The sequence below is a fragment of the Rossellomorea sp. NS-SX7 genome, from assembly GCF_052828565.1.
On record NZ_CM128249.1, the window covers coordinates 323,613 to 339,222 of the forward strand.

At 46.5% G+C, this 15,610-nt stretch carries 13 protein-coding genes; 11 read left to right on the top strand and 2 right to left on the bottom strand.

What is annotated here, in order from left to right:
• The first annotated feature begins 106 nt into the window (after positions 1–106).
• The 5 genes from ACUXV2_RS01515 to ACUXV2_RS01535 all read left to right on the top strand — a co-directional run bounded on the left by ACUXV2_RS01515 (position 107) and on the right by ACUXV2_RS01535 (position 7,149).
• The gene (locus ACUXV2_RS01515) at positions 107–2,551 is read left to right on the top strand and encodes a PAS domain S-box protein (protein WP_446245308.1); all 2,445 of its coding nucleotides are present in this window, start codon (positions 107–109) and stop codon (positions 2,549–2,551) included.
• A 281-nt stretch (positions 2,552–2,832) separates the two neighbouring features.
• Positions 2,833–4,149 (top strand): FAD-dependent oxidoreductase, encoded by a 1,317-nt coding sequence (locus tag ACUXV2_RS01520; RefSeq protein WP_446245309.1) that lies wholly within the window; start codon positions 2,833–2,835, stop codon positions 4,147–4,149.
• Positions 4,146–5,135, top strand: coding sequence for a class I SAM-dependent methyltransferase (locus ACUXV2_RS01525; RefSeq protein ID WP_446245310.1), 990 nt, complete (start codon positions 4,146–4,148; stop codon positions 5,133–5,135). Before ACUXV2_RS01520 ends, ACUXV2_RS01525 begins: the two co-directional genes overlap by 4 nt.
• Before the next feature lie 103 nt (positions 5,136–5,238).
• Positions 5,239–6,552 (top strand): lysine N(6)-hydroxylase/L-ornithine N(5)-oxygenase family protein, encoded by a 1,314-nt coding sequence (locus ACUXV2_RS01530; protein ID WP_446245311.1) that lies wholly within the window; start codon positions 5,239–5,241, stop codon positions 6,550–6,552.
• Positions 6,553–6,633: 81 nt separating this feature from the next.
• A complete protein-coding gene (locus ACUXV2_RS01535) occupies positions 6,634–7,149 on the top strand; it encodes a type 1 glutamine amidotransferase domain-containing protein (protein ID WP_446245312.1) in 516 nt (171 codons plus the stop codon).
• 142 nt (positions 7,150–7,291) lie between these two features.
• Here the strand turns inward: ACUXV2_RS01535 and ACUXV2_RS01540 are convergent, their stop codons facing one another.
• Positions 7,292–7,513, bottom strand: coding sequence for a DUF1128 domain-containing protein (locus ACUXV2_RS01540; protein WP_446245313.1), 222 nt, complete (start codon positions 7,511–7,513; stop codon positions 7,292–7,294).
• A gap of 175 nt (positions 7,514–7,688) precedes the next feature.
• On the opposite strand from ACUXV2_RS01540, the gene ACUXV2_RS01545 reads away from it, so the two are divergent.
• From ACUXV2_RS01545 to ACUXV2_RS01565, 5 genes are all read left to right on the top strand, one after another.
• The gene (locus ACUXV2_RS01545) at positions 7,689–8,156 is read left to right on the top strand and encodes a low molecular weight protein-tyrosine-phosphatase (RefSeq protein WP_446245314.1); all 468 of its coding nucleotides are present in this window, start codon (positions 7,689–7,691) and stop codon (positions 8,154–8,156) included.
• Positions 8,157–8,168: 12 nt separating this feature from the next.
• Complete coding sequence (locus tag ACUXV2_RS01550) at positions 8,169–8,585, top strand: YtxH domain-containing protein (RefSeq protein ID WP_446245315.1); 417 nt, start codon at positions 8,169–8,171, stop codon at positions 8,583–8,585.
• A gap of 39 nt (positions 8,586–8,624) precedes the next feature.
• On the top strand, positions 8,625–9,467 hold the full coding sequence (locus ACUXV2_RS01555; RefSeq protein WP_446245316.1) for a YihY/virulence factor BrkB family protein: 843 nt from the start codon (positions 8,625–8,627) through the stop codon (positions 9,465–9,467).
• A gap of 102 nt (positions 9,468–9,569) precedes the next feature.
• Positions 9,570–11,330, top strand: coding sequence for a LytS/YhcK type 5TM receptor domain-containing protein (locus ACUXV2_RS01560; RefSeq protein ID WP_446245317.1), 1,761 nt, complete (start codon positions 9,570–9,572; stop codon positions 11,328–11,330).
• Positions 11,311–12,033 (top strand): LytR/AlgR family response regulator transcription factor, encoded by a 723-nt coding sequence (locus ACUXV2_RS01565; RefSeq protein ID WP_446245318.1) that lies wholly within the window; start codon positions 11,311–11,313, stop codon positions 12,031–12,033. Before ACUXV2_RS01560 ends, ACUXV2_RS01565 begins: the two co-directional genes overlap by 20 nt.
• Positions 12,034–12,182: 149 nt before the next feature.
• Here the strand turns inward: ACUXV2_RS01565 and ACUXV2_RS01570 are convergent, their stop codons facing one another.
• Positions 12,183–13,079, bottom strand: a complete 897-nt coding sequence (locus ACUXV2_RS01570) for a glycerophosphodiester phosphodiesterase (protein WP_446245319.1) — start codon at positions 13,077–13,079, stop codon at positions 12,183–12,185.
• A gap of 302 nt (positions 13,080–13,381) precedes the next feature.
• Between ACUXV2_RS01570 and ACUXV2_RS01575 the strand changes: the two genes are divergently transcribed.
• Positions 13,382–14,830, top strand: coding sequence for a carbon starvation CstA family protein (locus ACUXV2_RS01575; protein ID WP_446245320.1), 1,449 nt, complete (start codon positions 13,382–13,384; stop codon positions 14,828–14,830).
• Positions 14,831–15,610: the final 780 nt, after the last annotated feature.

Sequence of the window (15,610 nt, forward strand, 5' to 3'; positions counted from 1 at the left end):
GCCCGATCTTGGCGAAGATTCCCAAATTAGTATGAAGACAAGCATTTATATGATCAAAAAGGTAGGGTAAAATGGTAGTAAATCATGTTACGAGAAGGAAGGTACTATGGCTGATATTAGACCCGTGAATGCGATAAGTATTCATTCAATCCCTGTCCCCGCTGCGTTATGGAGCACTGATAGACGTACGATGTTAGAAGCGAATCCGGAATGGGAAGAACTGTCCCGAATGGACTGCTTCAATATTAAAAGATTGTTAGAAACAGAGGGGAGTCACTTTGTTCATAACGACTGTCCTTATACGCTTATGCGCAGAACGGTGGAGTCCGGCATCGATTTATTGATGGTCGTTCCCGGCGGCGAAGAAAAGAAAGTGATGAACGAAGAAGACAAACGGAACTCCCTGTCGGAAATCTATCAAACGCTGATACGTAATACGCCTACATGCGTTTGTGTCATTGATAAAAATGGTGTCCTGACCGAAATGAATGAGTCATTCAAAAGGCTCTTCAAGCTTACCGACGATGCCATAGGGGAATCGCTCTGCCTGCAGCCTGCCTTCAAAAACCCCGGTTTTGTGAATCTTGTGCTGCAGGGGATCAAAGGGAAAAATACTCAGAGTGAGGAAATCACATTCACGATGGATGGCAATCAGCTATGCACCTGTCACATCACGATTTCACCGGCAGACTACAATCAGCAGGGCACTGTCGATCATGTTGGCATCATCCTTCACGATATCACCGATAAAAAGAAATATGAAAACGAGCTGATTTCTTTAAAGGTGGAGCTGGAGAATACGTTGAGGCTTCAAAAAACAATTACCTATAAGGTCAAGAAGCAAGATGATGATTTTGTGATTGAAATGGCAGCTGGGGAACTACTTAATAAGCTCGATATATCCCCTTCAAAAGTGATCGGCAAAACGATTCAGGAAGTATTCGATTCGTATCATCTTGGCAAAATCCTGCCGAAATTAAATAGAATCTGGGAAACCGGAGAGGAACTGACGTACGAAGACAAATACAAAGAATTGGAATATATCGCCTCGATCGTGCCCGTCTTGAAAAATGGCAGCGTCACAAAAATCATTTGTTCCATCGCTGATATTTCGATGATCAAAGACATTCAGAGGAAATTGGTGGAGACGCAGCAAAAGTATCAATCGGTTGTGCAATACAGTCCGGATAATATTTACATGGTCGATACGGAAGGAATCATCCAGGAAGTGAACCCGGCAGCAGAGGAGAGATGGACGTTCGACTCCTCAGATATGATCGGCAGACATTACAGTGAATTCATCACTGACGATAAGAAAAAAGAGGCGTCCAATAACTTTAAAGCGGCCCTTCAGGGGGAAGCCACGAGATACATGTCGACGTTCGTGAGCAGGGATGGAAGCAGAAGCCACATCAGTGTGACGAATATTCCGATCCGTGTAAGCGGTAACGTCATCGGGATCTATGGAATCGGTCAGGATATCACGGCCAGAATCAAAATGGAAGAGGAATTAAAAGAGGCGAAAGAGCTTCTTGAAGCCTATTTTGAACACGCAGGTGATGGAATCGCCCTCCTTGATCCTGCCGGGAATATCCTAAAGGTCAATCAGCATTTTGAATCGATGTTCGGCTGGAAGGAAACCGATATTGTCGGAAAAGAGATCACCATCCTGCATCGGGAAGAACAGGTGTCTCAATTCAAACAGAATTTAAAGACGGTTAAAGCAGGGAAGCGAATCAAAGACTTTGAAACCGTTCGTTACCGAAGAGACGGGTCACCGATTGAAATTGTGTTTAACCTCAACCCAATATTGAACGATGACGGCGAATTGATTGGGATCTCTGCCATCATCCGGGATTTATCAGAAAAGAAACGAAACGAAGATCTGTTGAAAAAATCGGAACAGCTTGCGATGATCGGCCAGCTGGCGGCGGGGGTAGCGCATGAAATCCGCAACCCGTTGACGACCATCAAAGGATTCCTGCAGCTGATGAAGGAAAGTGCAGAAGATGATTTCCATTTAAAAGTCATACAAGGGGAACTTGACCGCATCGAAATCATCACGAACGAATTCCTTGCACTGGCAAAACCCCGTGCCGTCCAATTTTCGTTAACGTCCCTGACCGGTCTCCTGACCAGCTCAGTCGAGTTCATCAAGATGGAATGTCTTAAGCAGGGAGTGGATGTAAGCTTCTCTGTTGAAGAAGCCGAAATACATTGTGACTCTCATCAAATTAAACAGGTGGTGCTCAATGTCATGAAAAACGCTCTTGAGGCACTGCCGAATGGAGGTCTTCTCAGCGTTCAGCTTGAAAGGGAAACCGATTACGCAAAGATATCCATCCAGGACAACGGAGCAGGAATACCTCCTGAGCGAATGAAACATCTTGGAGAACCTTTTTACAGTACGAAGGAAAAAGGAACAGGTTTGGGATTGATGATCTGCCAAAAAATCATCAAGGAACATAACGGTTCGATCTCCATCCAAAGCAACGTGGACGAAGGGACGACCGTCAATATCCTGCTTCCGATTGCAGGGAAAGAAGAATAAGATTGCCGAAGCTTCAAAACGGGATATTACCACCTGTTTTGAAGCTTTTTTTGTGGCGATTATCTTATTGAAACGACACATTTCCCAGTGAAAATGACGATTGATGCCGGGGGAACAGTGACAAATAACGCGTTTTGCTGCCTTGAACCGTTTATTTTCCGGGAAATAGATGATTCTACATATTTAGCAGATTTGTCTAAATAGGCGGCTTCCCACTCAGCACATCGGCAAGTTTCAACATTCGCCATTCAGGATAAATGTAAGGGAAGAGGTGAAACGATATGCGGACAAGCGTGTTTATCAGCGGGGGAGGAATCGGAGGTTTGACACTTGGCTTGAAGTTGGCACAATGCGGGATCGATGTGACCGTGGCAGAAAGGCTGCCGGGGCCGAGCCCCATCTATAAAGGGGAACTGCTTCAGCCTAAAAGCCTGGAAATACTCGATTCTCTTGGGGTGATCGACTCCATTTTTGAAAATGGACATAAGATTTCAGATCTGGAGCTGACTGAACTGAAGAACGGAAAGACTGAACCGGAGCATTCATTGATGAGCTACTCGATCCTGCCCAGTCAATACCCATTTTCATTAATGATCCACCACGAAACCCTCAAAGGCATTCTATTGAATAAGGCGAGTGGGTATCCTTCTTTTCACTATCATTCTCAAACCGTCTGCAAAGAAATACAGGGGCACAGAGTGACCCTCGAGAACCGGAAGGAGAAAGAGTCGTTTGAGATTGAGTGTGACTTCATCATCGGGGCGGAAGGCAGGAGCTCCGTCACCCGGGATTATATGGACGTAACGGTAAAAGAAAAGAATTATAATCATCATTTCCTGACGGTCACGTTCCCGAGGCCCCAGGAGATGGTGAAAGGGAAAATCATCTCAACTTATCAATCTTTCCTTGGATTGTTTCCACTGCCGGAGAATGAGGTGCGCTCAGTATACCTGATTCCTGCCGGAGAATATAAATCTCTCAGAAAAAAACCGATTTCGGAGTTTCATAAACTTTATATAAAAATGTGTCCCGATCTTGATGGATACGTCAATCAAATAAAGGACTGGAAACAGATCCAGCTGATGGTGCCCCTCAAATATCACAGCGGCACCTATGTGAAGGATCACCTCGCGATCATCGGAGACGCCGCTCATACCGTCCATCCGATGGCTGGAGAGGGGATGAACATGGCGATTCAGGATGGTGATGTCCTTGGTGAATTGCTATGCGATATGTACAAGGAAGCGAAACTCACGTCCTCCAATCTTGAATGGTATCCGAAGGTGCGTAGAAAACGGGTATCGCATCAAATGCATCTGAGTCACTTATCGGCACTTGCTTACTCGTATCCGTACAGACCAATCGGCTGGCTCCGCAAGAAGAGTCTCCAGAGGATGGAAAGGGACAACGTGTCCCATTACAAACAAATGCTGAACATATCGGGACTCGGGCTATGGAGGGAAACCCTCCATGACCGGATGATCCAAGGCGGTGTCCTCCCGATTCGATCAGGCAGGATCAGCGGAGAAGAGAAGGGCAACACAACATTCACAGAAACCCAAGACTATCCTTGGAAAGAAACGGAGGCATTACGATGATTGCAGAAATGGCGAAGGTTTGGCGGGCAAGGACCTGGATGAAAAAGAATGTCCCGTTTTTATACAGCTGGCACGCCTATGTGGGGTACGAACTGGAGTTGTTCGAGAGCTTCAAGAAGCCCGCTTCGATACAGGAAGTGGCACTGGCAAAGAATATTGAAATGGATTTACTCGAGCAATGGGTGGAAGTCGGGATCACGCTGAAGCACCTGAAACGTGCTACAAAGGACCGTGTGAGAGTCAAGAATGGATGGAAGCTCCCTTCTTCTAAAAGCGAAACGTTCTCCTCAGGGGTATTGCTGAAGGAAATGATGGAACTCCATATCCCGGCGCTGTTATCTTATCCGAGCCTGCTGAGAAACCAGACGAGACAACATTTTAACTCTGACCTCCATGGCTCGACTGTTGCGAAGACTTCGATTCTTTTGGAACGTTTTGCATTTCCCAAACTACAAAAGGTGATGAAGAAATATAAGGTGAATTCCGTCCTTGACCTCGGGTGCGGGGAAGGCGGCTATATCAGAAGACTTGCCGACCGCTATCCTAAGAAAAAGATGATCGGAATCGAAATCCATGAAGGCGTGGCAAGGGAAGCCGAGGAACAACTTAAATCGTATAACAACGTTGACATTCAATGCTGTGATTTACATGAATATGAGCCTGATCATGTTTTTGATCTGATCATGGCCAACAACCTATTTCATTATATAGACCCGTCGGAACGGCTGCAGTTTTTTGAAAAAGCCTCGGACTGGCTGGAGAAAAAAGGACTGTTCTTCGTCCTGACCCCGATGCAGAAATCAAAGCACGGCAAGCAGTTCTCCAGCGCCTTCAACAGCTTCTTCATGACCTTTCAAAATTTACACCCGATCCCGTCCCAGAAAGAGATGGAGACACTGGCCAAAAAGACCGGATTCAAGGTGGTATCCGTCGAACCGATTGTCAAGGAAGGCGGATGGTATGCCCTGTGCTTCAGGAAAAAATAAGGATGGACCAGGTCTGGCTTGTTGAAGGCAGGCCTTTTTAAAATAGTTTTGTCTTACTTAGGTAAAAATAGGGGAAGATGTCCCGGGAATGGAGGTAGTTCGTTTGGAAAAAAAGGAGATGTTTGACTGTATCGGTATTGGAATCGGCCCGTATAATTTGGGCCTGGCTGCGTTGATGGATGAAAAGACGAAGTTGAAAGTGAAGTTTTTTGACAAGACACCTGAGTTTCAGTGGCATCCCGGCATGCTGATCGATTTGACCGATCTGCAGGTGCCGTTCATCGCCGACCTGGTCACGTTCGCGAATCCTCAGAGCAAATACAGCTATTTGAATTATTTACATACACATAACCGGCTGTATAAGTTTTTCTTCTTTCATAAATTTGAAATGCCGAGGCAGGAATACAATGATTATGCCCGCTGGGTGGTGAAGCAGCTTCCACAGTGTCAATTTCACAGTGAAGTCATTGGGGTGAGGGATACAGGCGATCACTTTGAAGTCGAGGTAGATAACCGTCTGACGGATGAGCGCGAAGTGTATCATGCAAAGCATGTGGTGATGGGGACGGGGAGCAAGCCTCTTATTCTGGACGGGATGGACGGCCTTCCCACGGAAGACGTCCACCATACGAGCCGCTATCTGTTTCATAAAGATACGACGATGGAAAGTTCATCGATCACGATCATCGGCTCCGGCCAGAGTGCAGCGGAAGTGTTTTATGATCTGTTAAAAGAACAGAGGGACCACCCGTATAAGCTGACGTGGTTGACGAGATCGGAAGGGATCCTCCAACTGGAATCCTCTAAGCTCGGCCAGGAGTTCTTCGCTCCGGATTATGTCAATTATTTTCACGGGCTGTCATTCGAACAGAGACTGAAGGCATTGAAGACACTCGATCAGCTCAGGAACGGGATCGATATGGATACGCTGAACAATATCTACAACATCCTGTACAATCATTCTGTCAGCGAGAACGCCCCCGACATCGTGATCCAGCCTTTGACCGAAGTGAGTAAGATCCGGCAGGAAGAGAACCAATATGTACTGAGCTGCCATCAATGGCAGGAAGATAAGGAGTTTTCGTATCTGTCCGGTAAGGTCATCCTGGCAACGGGGTATGTGCCGAATATCCCGTCGTGGTTCGATGAGGCTTTCGGGGACAAAATCGTGTGGGAGGACGATAAGAGATTCAAGGTATCAAGGGAGTATAAGCTAGTGTTCCGTGATCAGGAAGAGCGCGGGCATCACTTTTATACATTGACGAATCTTGAGCATTCTCACGGTGCAGGGGCGACGAATCTGGGATTGGCCGTGGACCGCAATATCGCGATCATCAATGACATCGCCGGGGAGGAAGTGTACAAGGTCCAGCGAAATACAATATTCTCCCAGTTTTCAATGGATGAACCTTCCTGACTGCGTTTTATTTCATGATAAAAGGGTACATGTACTATGTGAGAAAATCATAAAACCAACAATTAGGAGTGTATTCACTTTATGGCTAAAGTTGCATGCTTACTGACAGATATGTTTGAAGATGTAGAGTTTACGGATCCTGAGAAAACATTGAAAGAAGCAGGTCACGAAGTCATTACGATTGAAAAGGAAAAAGGTAAATCCGTGAAAGGAAAGCAGGGAGACGCGGCGGTATCGATTGATGAAAGCATTGACAATGTCAAACCTGAAGACTTTGACGCACTCTTGCTGCCTGGAGGATTCTCCCCGGACCAGCTGCGCGCGGATGATCGTTTCGTGAAGTTCACGAAACACTTCATGGACGAAAAGAAACCGGTGTTTGCCATCTGCCACGGACCTCAGCTGTTGATCACAGCGAAGGCGCTTGAGGGAAGAAACGCGACAGGCTTCAAATCGATCAAGGTGGATATGGAATATGCCGGCGTTGCTTATGAAGATAAGGAAGTTGTCGTTTGCGGAAATCAGCTGGTGACAAGCAGGACACCTGATGACCTGCCGGCGTTTAACCGTGAGTCGTTAAAACTGCTTTCAAAATAACGCTTTTGATATAGGGAAAGGGACATTCCACTGCGGTGAGTGGAATGTCCCTTTTTGCTGTGTTTGGGCTGAAACAGGATGATATAAAAGGCCCGTCCCTCGCTGCGCTAATACGTTAGCGAGGGACGGGCCTTCAAATAAGTTATTTACGCAGTGCACCGAGTTCTTCGATGATGGCTGTCATTTCACTTGGGCTGAAGCGGTCTTTCTTTTCGACCATCAGGTAGAGGTCGTGGAGGTCTTCGTACATTTCCTCATTGAAGTGTTCAGGCTTGATGGCGCCAGCGTTTACGACATTCAGCTTTTCCTTGATGGCTGTGATCATGAATTCGATATTCTCTGTTGAGTTTTGTGTTAAGTCCATAATGTTCGTCCTTTCTTTCGTACATATTATTAGTATTCATCTTTCCATGATTCACATGCCCTGTCAATATGGCAATCGATGAGAATGACGAAAGAAGGATTTTTTCAAAAGAATGTTTTACACTATAAAGGAATGGGGAATTAGTAGTTAAGCAAAAGAGTTAGGAGATACTAAGATGATCAACGTGTTATTTGTTTGTTTGGGAAATATATGCCGGTCTCCAATGGCGGAGGCGGTTTTTAAAGTGAAGGTGGCCGAAGAAGGACTGGAGGAAAAAATCCACATAGACTCAGCTGGAACCGGCGGCTGGCATATAGGAAAACCTCCGCATGAAGGAACTTTAAGCATCCTTAGAGAAAATAATATTAAGGGGGATGACCTTTCTGCCCGCCAATTCAGCCCGGATGATAAACGATTCGATTACATCGTGGCGATGGACGACTCGAATGCGGCGAACATCAAGGAAGTGCTTCCGGAAGAGTTTCACGGCAGCGTGTTCAGGCTGCTCGACCTTGTGGAGGACAGCACAGAGAAAGACGTGCCGGATCCGTATTTCACCGGGAACTTTCAGGAAGTGTATCGGTTAGTTGAATCTGGCTGCAGCCAATTATTAATAAAAATAAAAAAAGAACATAACATGTAGGAGGGCAATGAGATGGGAAATAGTAAATTTTTTAAAGGGGTCATCCTTGGTGCCGTTGCGGGAGGGCTTCTGTCACTTTTGGACAAAACGACCCGCCAGGAAGTTGGCACTACGCTGAAAAACAGCGGAACTACGATTACGAGGTATTCGAAGAATCCCCAAATGCTGGCGGACACGTCTAAGGATGTCTATGAGAAACTGAGAACGACTGCCGATCAAGTCAGCAAGGATATTCAATTCATTTCAGAAAAAGTGAATGAAATCAAAGGGATGACTCCTCAAGTGAAAGAGATGATCGAGGAGACGAAAGAGACGTTTGAAGATTCCTCAGAGGCATACAAAGAGACGTTTTCCGACCATCCATCGAATGAATTGAATTCCGGTGAAGAAGACAGCCAGCCTGTTGCTTCATCATTTAAAGGATACTAAGACTGGGGACAATCAAGGATTACTGAATGAGGTGAGAGGATGTCTGTGGGAACGACCCGCAAAGGCTGGAAAAAAGATTCGAAAAATCTATTCAAACAAATAAGCGCCAATGATATAACCGGGCTGGCTGCACAGATTGCCTATTACTTTTTATTATCATTATTTCCGCTGTTGATTTTTGTCTTCACACTGCTGCCCTATCTGCCTGTGGAGCAGGGGGACATATTGGGTGTGATCAGGGATTTTGCACCTGGTGAAACGATGGCGATGATTGAAGAAAACCTGGGTGAAGTCATGTCCAATCGAAATACCGGGCTGCTCTCGATTTCCATTATCGCGACAATCTGGTCGGCATCGAACGGTATGAATGCAATCGTGAAAAGTTTGAACCGCGCGTATGATGTGGAAGAAACGAGATCGTTCATCGTGACCCGCCTGATGTCGATCCTACTGACACTCGGTATGATCATCGTATTTGTGGTGGCGCTCTTGCTGCCTGTCTTCGGAAAGCAAATCGGACTTTTCTTATTTTCTCAATTCGGTTTTTCAGAGCAATTCCTGACGCTTTGGAACGGTATCCGCTGGGCGATTTCGCCGCTCATCCTGTTCATAGTATTTGTCGGGTTGTATTACTTTGCCCCAAGTAAGAAGATCAAGTGCTTGAGTGCCATTCCAGGTGCGATTTTCGCTACGTTAGGCTGGGTGCTCGTTTCGCTGGCGTTCTCCTTTTATGTCAGCAGCTTCGGTAATTATTCAGCGACTTACGGAAGTATCGGAGGGATCATCGTATTGATGATCTGGTTCTACCTGACGGGGATCATCATCATGGTCGGCGGTGAAATCAATGCGCTGGCCACGGAGAAAGACAATACACCGTGCTGATAAACCATATCATTTAGGGAAAGATTCTATTAAACAACCGTTTGATGGGTCTTTCTTTTTTTGTGTGCAAACGTATAATGAGAAAAAAAGGGGGTGCACCTTATGCTGATAGCCGCCATGATCGAACGGCTCGGAATCATCGTGACGATTGCTTTTATTATGACAAGGCTCGGCTTTTTCCGTAAGCTGATCGAACAGCGGAGCAACGTGAAGAAATCCCAGACCTTGCTGATCATTTTACTGTTTGGTTTTTTTGGAATCATCGGCTCCTATACCGGGCTGGTTGTAAATGCAGATGTCGACGAGTATGCCAAGTGGCATTTGACGCTGCAGGAGAATGAAGCGATTGCCAACTCCAGGGTGATCGGAATTGTGGCAGCAGGCTTATTGGGCGGCCCGTGGATCGGACTCGGTGCCGGTTTGGTAGCGGGTGTCCACCGTTATTTTCTTGGGGGATTCACGGCTTTCGCCTGCGGCGTTTCCACCATCATCGCCGGGCTTCTAGCGGGTTATGTCGGAAAGCGTGAGAAGAAGAACCGGCTGGTGTCTCCTCAGAAAGCGTTCCTTGTTGGATTCTTGGCTGAAGCCATGCAGATGGCCATCATCCTTCTTTTTGCAAAACCTTACCCTGCGGCTTATGAACTTGTGTCCGATATCGGCTGGCCGATGATCATCGCAAATGGGGTAGGTACTGGAATCTTCCTGCTGATCATTAAAAGTGTGTTTTACGAGGAGGAGCGAATGGGGGCGGTGCAGTCCCAGAAAGCGCTCCGGCTTGCAGATCGAACGGTTAAATACATGCGTAAAGGACTGAATGCCTCCTCGGCCAATGCCACTTGCCAGATCCTGATGAAGGAAGTTGACGCGATTGCCGTGTCAATCACCAACAGGACACATATCCTTGCGCACGTAGGCGTCGCGTCAGACCATCACCAAAAAGATAAACCGATTCAAACTGAAGCAACAAAACGGGTGATCGAAACAGGCGAATTATTGAAGGTGGGAAAAAAGGAGATCCATTGTGACCGTGATGACTGCCAACTTGGCGCCGCCGTCATGGCCCCCCTTTTAAAAGGGGACGAGATTGTCGGCACATTGAAATTCTATTTCCAATCTGAGAAAGTCATCTCAACGATCATGATGGAGCTGACAAAAGGGATCGCGACGCTATTGAGCAACCAGCTGGAGCTGGCGGAAATCGATACACACAAAGAACTGGCGAAGGAATCCGAGGTCAAAGCGCTGCAGGCGCAGATCAGCCCCCACTTCCTGTTCAACGCGATCAATGTCATCGTTTCACTGACTCGCATCAACCCTGATAAAGCGCGTACGCTGCTGATTTCATTATCCCAGTTCATCAGGCAGAACCTGAGCGGCAGCACAAAATCAACTTCTACCCTGAAAGAGGAGTGCCAGCACGTAAAGGCGTATCTCGCAATTGAAGAAGCGAGGTTCTATGACCGTCTGCAGGTAGTGTACGAACTGGATGAAGAGGCACTGCAGGCAGTCGTTCCATCAATCACGCTGCAGCCTTTGGTCGAAAATGCGATTAAGCACGGAATGAAGAATCAGGAGGAAGGCTTTATTTTAAACATATCGATCACAACTGATGAAGGGCTTGTGAAGGTGAGAGTGGAGGATAACGGGGATGGGATTGAAGAATCTCGCCTTAAAACACTTCTAGTGGAGCCGGTGGAGTCCTCGACAGGAACCGGACTCGCCCTGTACAACGTGAACAAACGGTTGGAAATGATGGTCGGTGAAGATTCCGGACTGGTCATTCATTCAGAAAAAGGAAAAGGGACGATCGTACAGTTCTCGATTAAAGGAGGGAATCAAGCGCATGAAAGTCGCAATCATTGATGACGAACCGTATAGCCGTGAAGAAATGAAGCATCTCTTAAGTACATATGAGTGGGTTCAAATCGTAGGGGAAGCAAATTCAGCTGAAAAAGCGATGGAGCTGCTGTTGACCAGCGATCCGCAAGTCTTATTTCTTGATATCGAAATGCCCGGCATGAGCGGCGTCGATCTGGCAGAGGCATTGCAGAAGATGAAACAAAAACCCAAAATCGTATTTGCCACCGCCTACCCGGACTATGCGCTCAAGGCATTCCGCGTTGAAGCGGTCGACTATCTGCTGAAGCCTTTCGATGAAGAGCAGCTGGCGCGGACGATGGAAAGATTAAAAAAGATGGTAGCGGAAGATCCTGCAGAAGAGAAAGAAGCAAAAATCAAAGGGAAGCTCGCCGTACAGGACGAAGACAAAATCATCTTCATCGAACCGGACGATATCCTTTACATCTTCCGGGAAGAACGGGAAACGTATATTTGCACCGAAAAGAAGAAATATACGTGCAGGCTCCCGATCAAAGAACTCGAAGCAAAGCTTGTTACCTATCCGTTCTTCCGGGTCCACAAAAGCTACTTGGTCCAGCTGCCTTTTGTAGAAGAACTCATTCCGTGGGGGAACGGGGTCTATCAGCTGAAGGTTCACGGGGCGAAAGAGAAGATCCCGGTAAGCAGGAATTATGTGAAGGAGCTGCGGGAGAGGCTGGAGCTTTAACTGTAGCTCAGTTGTCTTGAAGTGTACCAGGTACAATCCGTGCAGTTTGTACCTGGTACATTTTTTGTGCTGATTAGCCAGTTCCATCATCTAACGGATCGATCTATTGAAAAAAGATGCGAAGCACGGTAACTTCGCATCTTTTAAGCTTAATTCAGCTTCATTTCCTTCAGCACTTCTTCCAATACATCCGGATAATTCGTGAACATTCCCGTTACGCCCCATTCAAGCAATTGTTTCATATCTTCCTTTTCATTGACTGTGTACGGGTGGATGAGGAGGTCATGCTCCCTTACTTTTTGAACATATGCTTCATCGATTTTTTTATAGCTCATGCCGAGGCCAACTGCGTATTCTGAGTAGTGAGCGAGTTCTTCGTCCGTAATAGTGGCCTGTGTTTTGTAATCAAGCAGTTGTACCAGTGGAATTTGATCATTCAAGTTATGGACTTTTTGCAAGCTCTCTTCACTAAATGATTGGATGATGACACGGCTTGATGGTCCATTTTGTCTTGTCAGGTTGTATTCTTCAAGGATCTCAAGTAATTTCTCTTCCATTCCCGGATAGACTTCAGGTGATTTTGTTTCGATATAGTAGTTCTTGTTTTTGCCGAAGTGTTCGATTACTTCCTGCAGGGTTTGTACTTGCAGCCCCGCGAATTCTTCTTTAGCTTTTTCAGGATAGGCTTCGTTAAACCATGAACCAGCATCGAGAGCCTTGATATCTTCAAGGGTGTAATCTTTCACGAGGCCTGTGCCGTTTGTGGTGCGGTCCAAAGTTTCGTCATGCAAGGCGATGAGTTCGCCGTCTTTTGTCATCTGAAGATCCAGTTCTATGTAGTCTCCGCCCATTTGGTCGCCGAGCTCATAGGAGGCAAGCGTATGCTCAGGTGCATGTCCCGAAGCACCGCGATGTGAGATGTTCAGGATCTGGTTGTCGTTCATCTGGGGCTCGTTGCCAGATTGAGCGGATGCAGGGGTGACGGCGCCTGCCCCGATGCCGATTACGGCTGCTGATAAACAGATGTTCCTCATGAATTTGTTCATTGTCATTCTCCTCTCAAATAACGTTCTATTTAAGAGTAAGAAAGAAAATTGAAGAGAGGATGAAGCTGTTGAAAAGCCTGCGTCAATTTTCCATTAAAGGATTGTTACATATAGGCAGATGGGGCTGGGAGAAAAGGAACAAGCGGAGGTGCGGCAATTAGCAGAAAAGTCATTGCACGTTAATCGGCATTGAACACATGTCAGTCGGTTTTTTTGACATGTTAAACATGAATGTGACGATACTGTGACGTTGTTTGATATGATGTAAGCGTATTCATATTGAACGAAAGGGGATCAACATCATGGTCACATTTCTTGTTGCAATTGCATTATTAATCGTTGGTTACTTCACATATGGAAAGTTCATTGAAAAGATTTTCGGCGTGAAAGAGGCGCGTACGACACCTGCTTATGCGAAAGCGGACGGCGTCGATTATGTGCCGATGAACACCAAAAAGAATTCGATGATCCAGCTGTTGAACATCGCTGGTGTCGGACCGATCTTCGGACCGATCATGGGGGCTCTTTACGGACCGGTCGCGTTTTTATGGATCGTCCTCGGGGCGATTTTTGCCGGAGCGGTTCATGATTATTTGACAGGTATGATTTCTATCCGTAACGGTGGGGCACATCTGCCTGCCCTTGCCGGGAAGTTTTTAGGAAAAACGATGAAACACGTGGTAAACGGATTTTCGATTTTACTTCTGGTGCTTGTTGGTACGGTATTCGTAACAGCACCTGCAGCGTTGATTGCCAATCTGACTCCAGCATGGATTTCATTAGGCGTGATCATCGCAGCGATTTTCGTTTACTATATCGTGGCGACACTGCTTCCAATCGATAAAATCATCGGTCGCGTGTATCCGCTGTTCGGTGCTCTACTGTTGATCAGTGCAGTGGGAGTCGGAGCAGGACTTGTCATCACGGGAGCGGATATTCCAGAAATGACGCTTACGAATATGCACCCTGATTCAGTTGCGATCTTCCCATTGCTATTCTTGACGATTTCGTGCGGTGCACTTTCAGGGTTCCATGCGACACAGTCACCGATCATCTCTAGAACGACTCAAAATGAGAAAAACGGACGCAAGATTTTCTACGGTATGATGATTCTAGAAGCCATCATCGCCATGATCTGGGCAGCTGCAGCAATGAGCTTATTCGAGCCTGGCGAGCTAAGCGCGATCCTTGCTGAGGGCGGGCCGGCTGCAATCGTCAGCGAAGTGTCCATGCTGATGCTTGGTTCCATCGGTGGAACACTAGCGATCCTTGGTGTCATCGTACTTCCGATCACATCAGGCGATACATCGTTCAGAAGTGCGCGTATGATCATCGCTGATTACATCAACGTGAAGCAAGTGAAAATCTCAAGCCGATTATGGATTGCGGTTCCATTATTCGTCATTTCAATGGTGTTGACTCAAATCGACTTCAACTTATTATGGAGATATTTCTCCTGGGCCAACCAATCTACTGCCATGATCGCCCTTTGGGTGGGCGCGATGTACCTTGCGCTTCAGAAAAAACCTCACTGGGTGGCCAGTGTGCCGGCGGTATTCATGACGATGGTCACGTTCACCTACATCCTGAACGCTCCGATCGGATTCGGATTATCGATGGGAGTTTCCTATGCAGGGGCGACGATCGGAACGGTTGCTGTTGTTTTGGCCTTCATCTTTGGCTTAAGAAAACGACTGAATGCAGGCGGTTTGATCCAAGTCGATGAGGACGTTCCTCAATCTGCAGCGTAAGCGTGTTCCGATAAGGTGCGGGCTTGTATCAAAAATATCACAGACATATCTTAAAGAGTTTTCCGGTAATTACCGGGAAGCTCTTTTCTTTTTCTGTGCAAAATAAGAATGGTTCATAAACCAAGTGTTTTCTTGATATGCGGGTCGTTTTGTCCTCTAGATAAAACGACCGGTGTGAAGGCAGCGGGACGGAGGGACAGGAACCGTGTCCCAATGATGAACCCGCTAGCCGGACTTGTTTTTCAATAATAAAAAACAGGAGTGATTCAGCATGACAAAGAAAACGAAAAAAGATGGCGGAACAAAGCAGAACCAAAACCATAAGCCTAAGCAGAAGACATCTGGTTCTGCGAACGGGCAGAATGGGTATCACTAGGTTTTAAGTGAAGGACCAATCTCTTTGGGGATTGGTCTTTTTTGGTGTCGTGTAGGCGGTAGAAGTGAAATGTTGGGATGAGATAGGTGAGAAAAGAGTGCGTTTGCTTAAGTGCCGGGGACCTGAAAAAGTGGCGTTTAGGTTAAGTGCTGGGAGTGGCTGAGAAAGTGACATTTACGTTGTTTGCCGGGAAGTGGATAAGAAGTGCACGTTTACGTTAAGTGCAGATTCTGGGAAGTACATAAAGATTTTTCGACAAGTTGCTTGAATATGGGGGAAAGTGGTTTGTAAAACTGAAAAGTAGCATGTAAATTTCGAAAGTGGTTTGTATTTAGGAAAAGTGGAATGTATTTTCAAAAAGTGGAATGAATGAAGCGCAAAGTGGATCGAATAGATGGCCGTGA

What these genes read in the sequence shown, in the direction of transcription:
- ACUXV2_RS01515 (WP_446245308.1), top strand. Translation starts at nt 107, where the DNA reads ATGGCTGATATTAGACCCGTGAATGCGATAAGTATTCATTCAATCCCT.
- ACUXV2_RS01520 (WP_446245309.1), top strand. Translation starts at nt 2,833, where the DNA reads ATGCGGACAAGCGTGTTTATCAGCGGGGGAGGAATCGGAGGTTTGACA.
- ACUXV2_RS01525 (WP_446245310.1), top strand. Translation starts at nt 4,146, where the DNA reads ATGATTGCAGAAATGGCGAAGGTTTGGCGGGCAAGGACCTGGATGAAA.
- ACUXV2_RS01535 (WP_446245312.1), top strand. Translation starts at nt 6,634, where the DNA reads ATGGCTAAAGTTGCATGCTTACTGACAGATATGTTTGAAGATGTAGAG.
- ACUXV2_RS01540 (WP_446245313.1), bottom strand. Translation starts at nt 7,513, where the DNA reads ATGGACTTAACACAAAACTCAACAGAGAATATCGAATTCATGATCACA.
- ACUXV2_RS01545 (WP_446245314.1), top strand. Translation starts at nt 7,689, where the DNA reads ATGATCAACGTGTTATTTGTTTGTTTGGGAAATATATGCCGGTCTCCA.
- ACUXV2_RS01550 (WP_446245315.1), top strand. Translation starts at nt 8,169, where the DNA reads ATGGGAAATAGTAAATTTTTTAAAGGGGTCATCCTTGGTGCCGTTGCG.
- ACUXV2_RS01555 (WP_446245316.1), top strand. Translation starts at nt 8,625, where the DNA reads ATGTCTGTGGGAACGACCCGCAAAGGCTGGAAAAAAGATTCGAAAAAT.
- ACUXV2_RS01560 (WP_446245317.1), top strand. Translation starts at nt 9,570, where the DNA reads ATGCTGATAGCCGCCATGATCGAACGGCTCGGAATCATCGTGACGATT.
- ACUXV2_RS01565 (WP_446245318.1), top strand. Translation starts at nt 11,311, where the DNA reads ATGAAAGTCGCAATCATTGATGACGAACCGTATAGCCGTGAAGAAATG.
- ACUXV2_RS01570 (WP_446245319.1), bottom strand. Translation starts at nt 13,079, where the DNA reads ATGAACAAATTCATGAGGAACATCTGTTTATCAGCAGCCGTAATCGGC.
- ACUXV2_RS01575 (WP_446245320.1), top strand. Translation starts at nt 13,382, where the DNA reads ATGGTCACATTTCTTGTTGCAATTGCATTATTAATCGTTGGTTACTTC.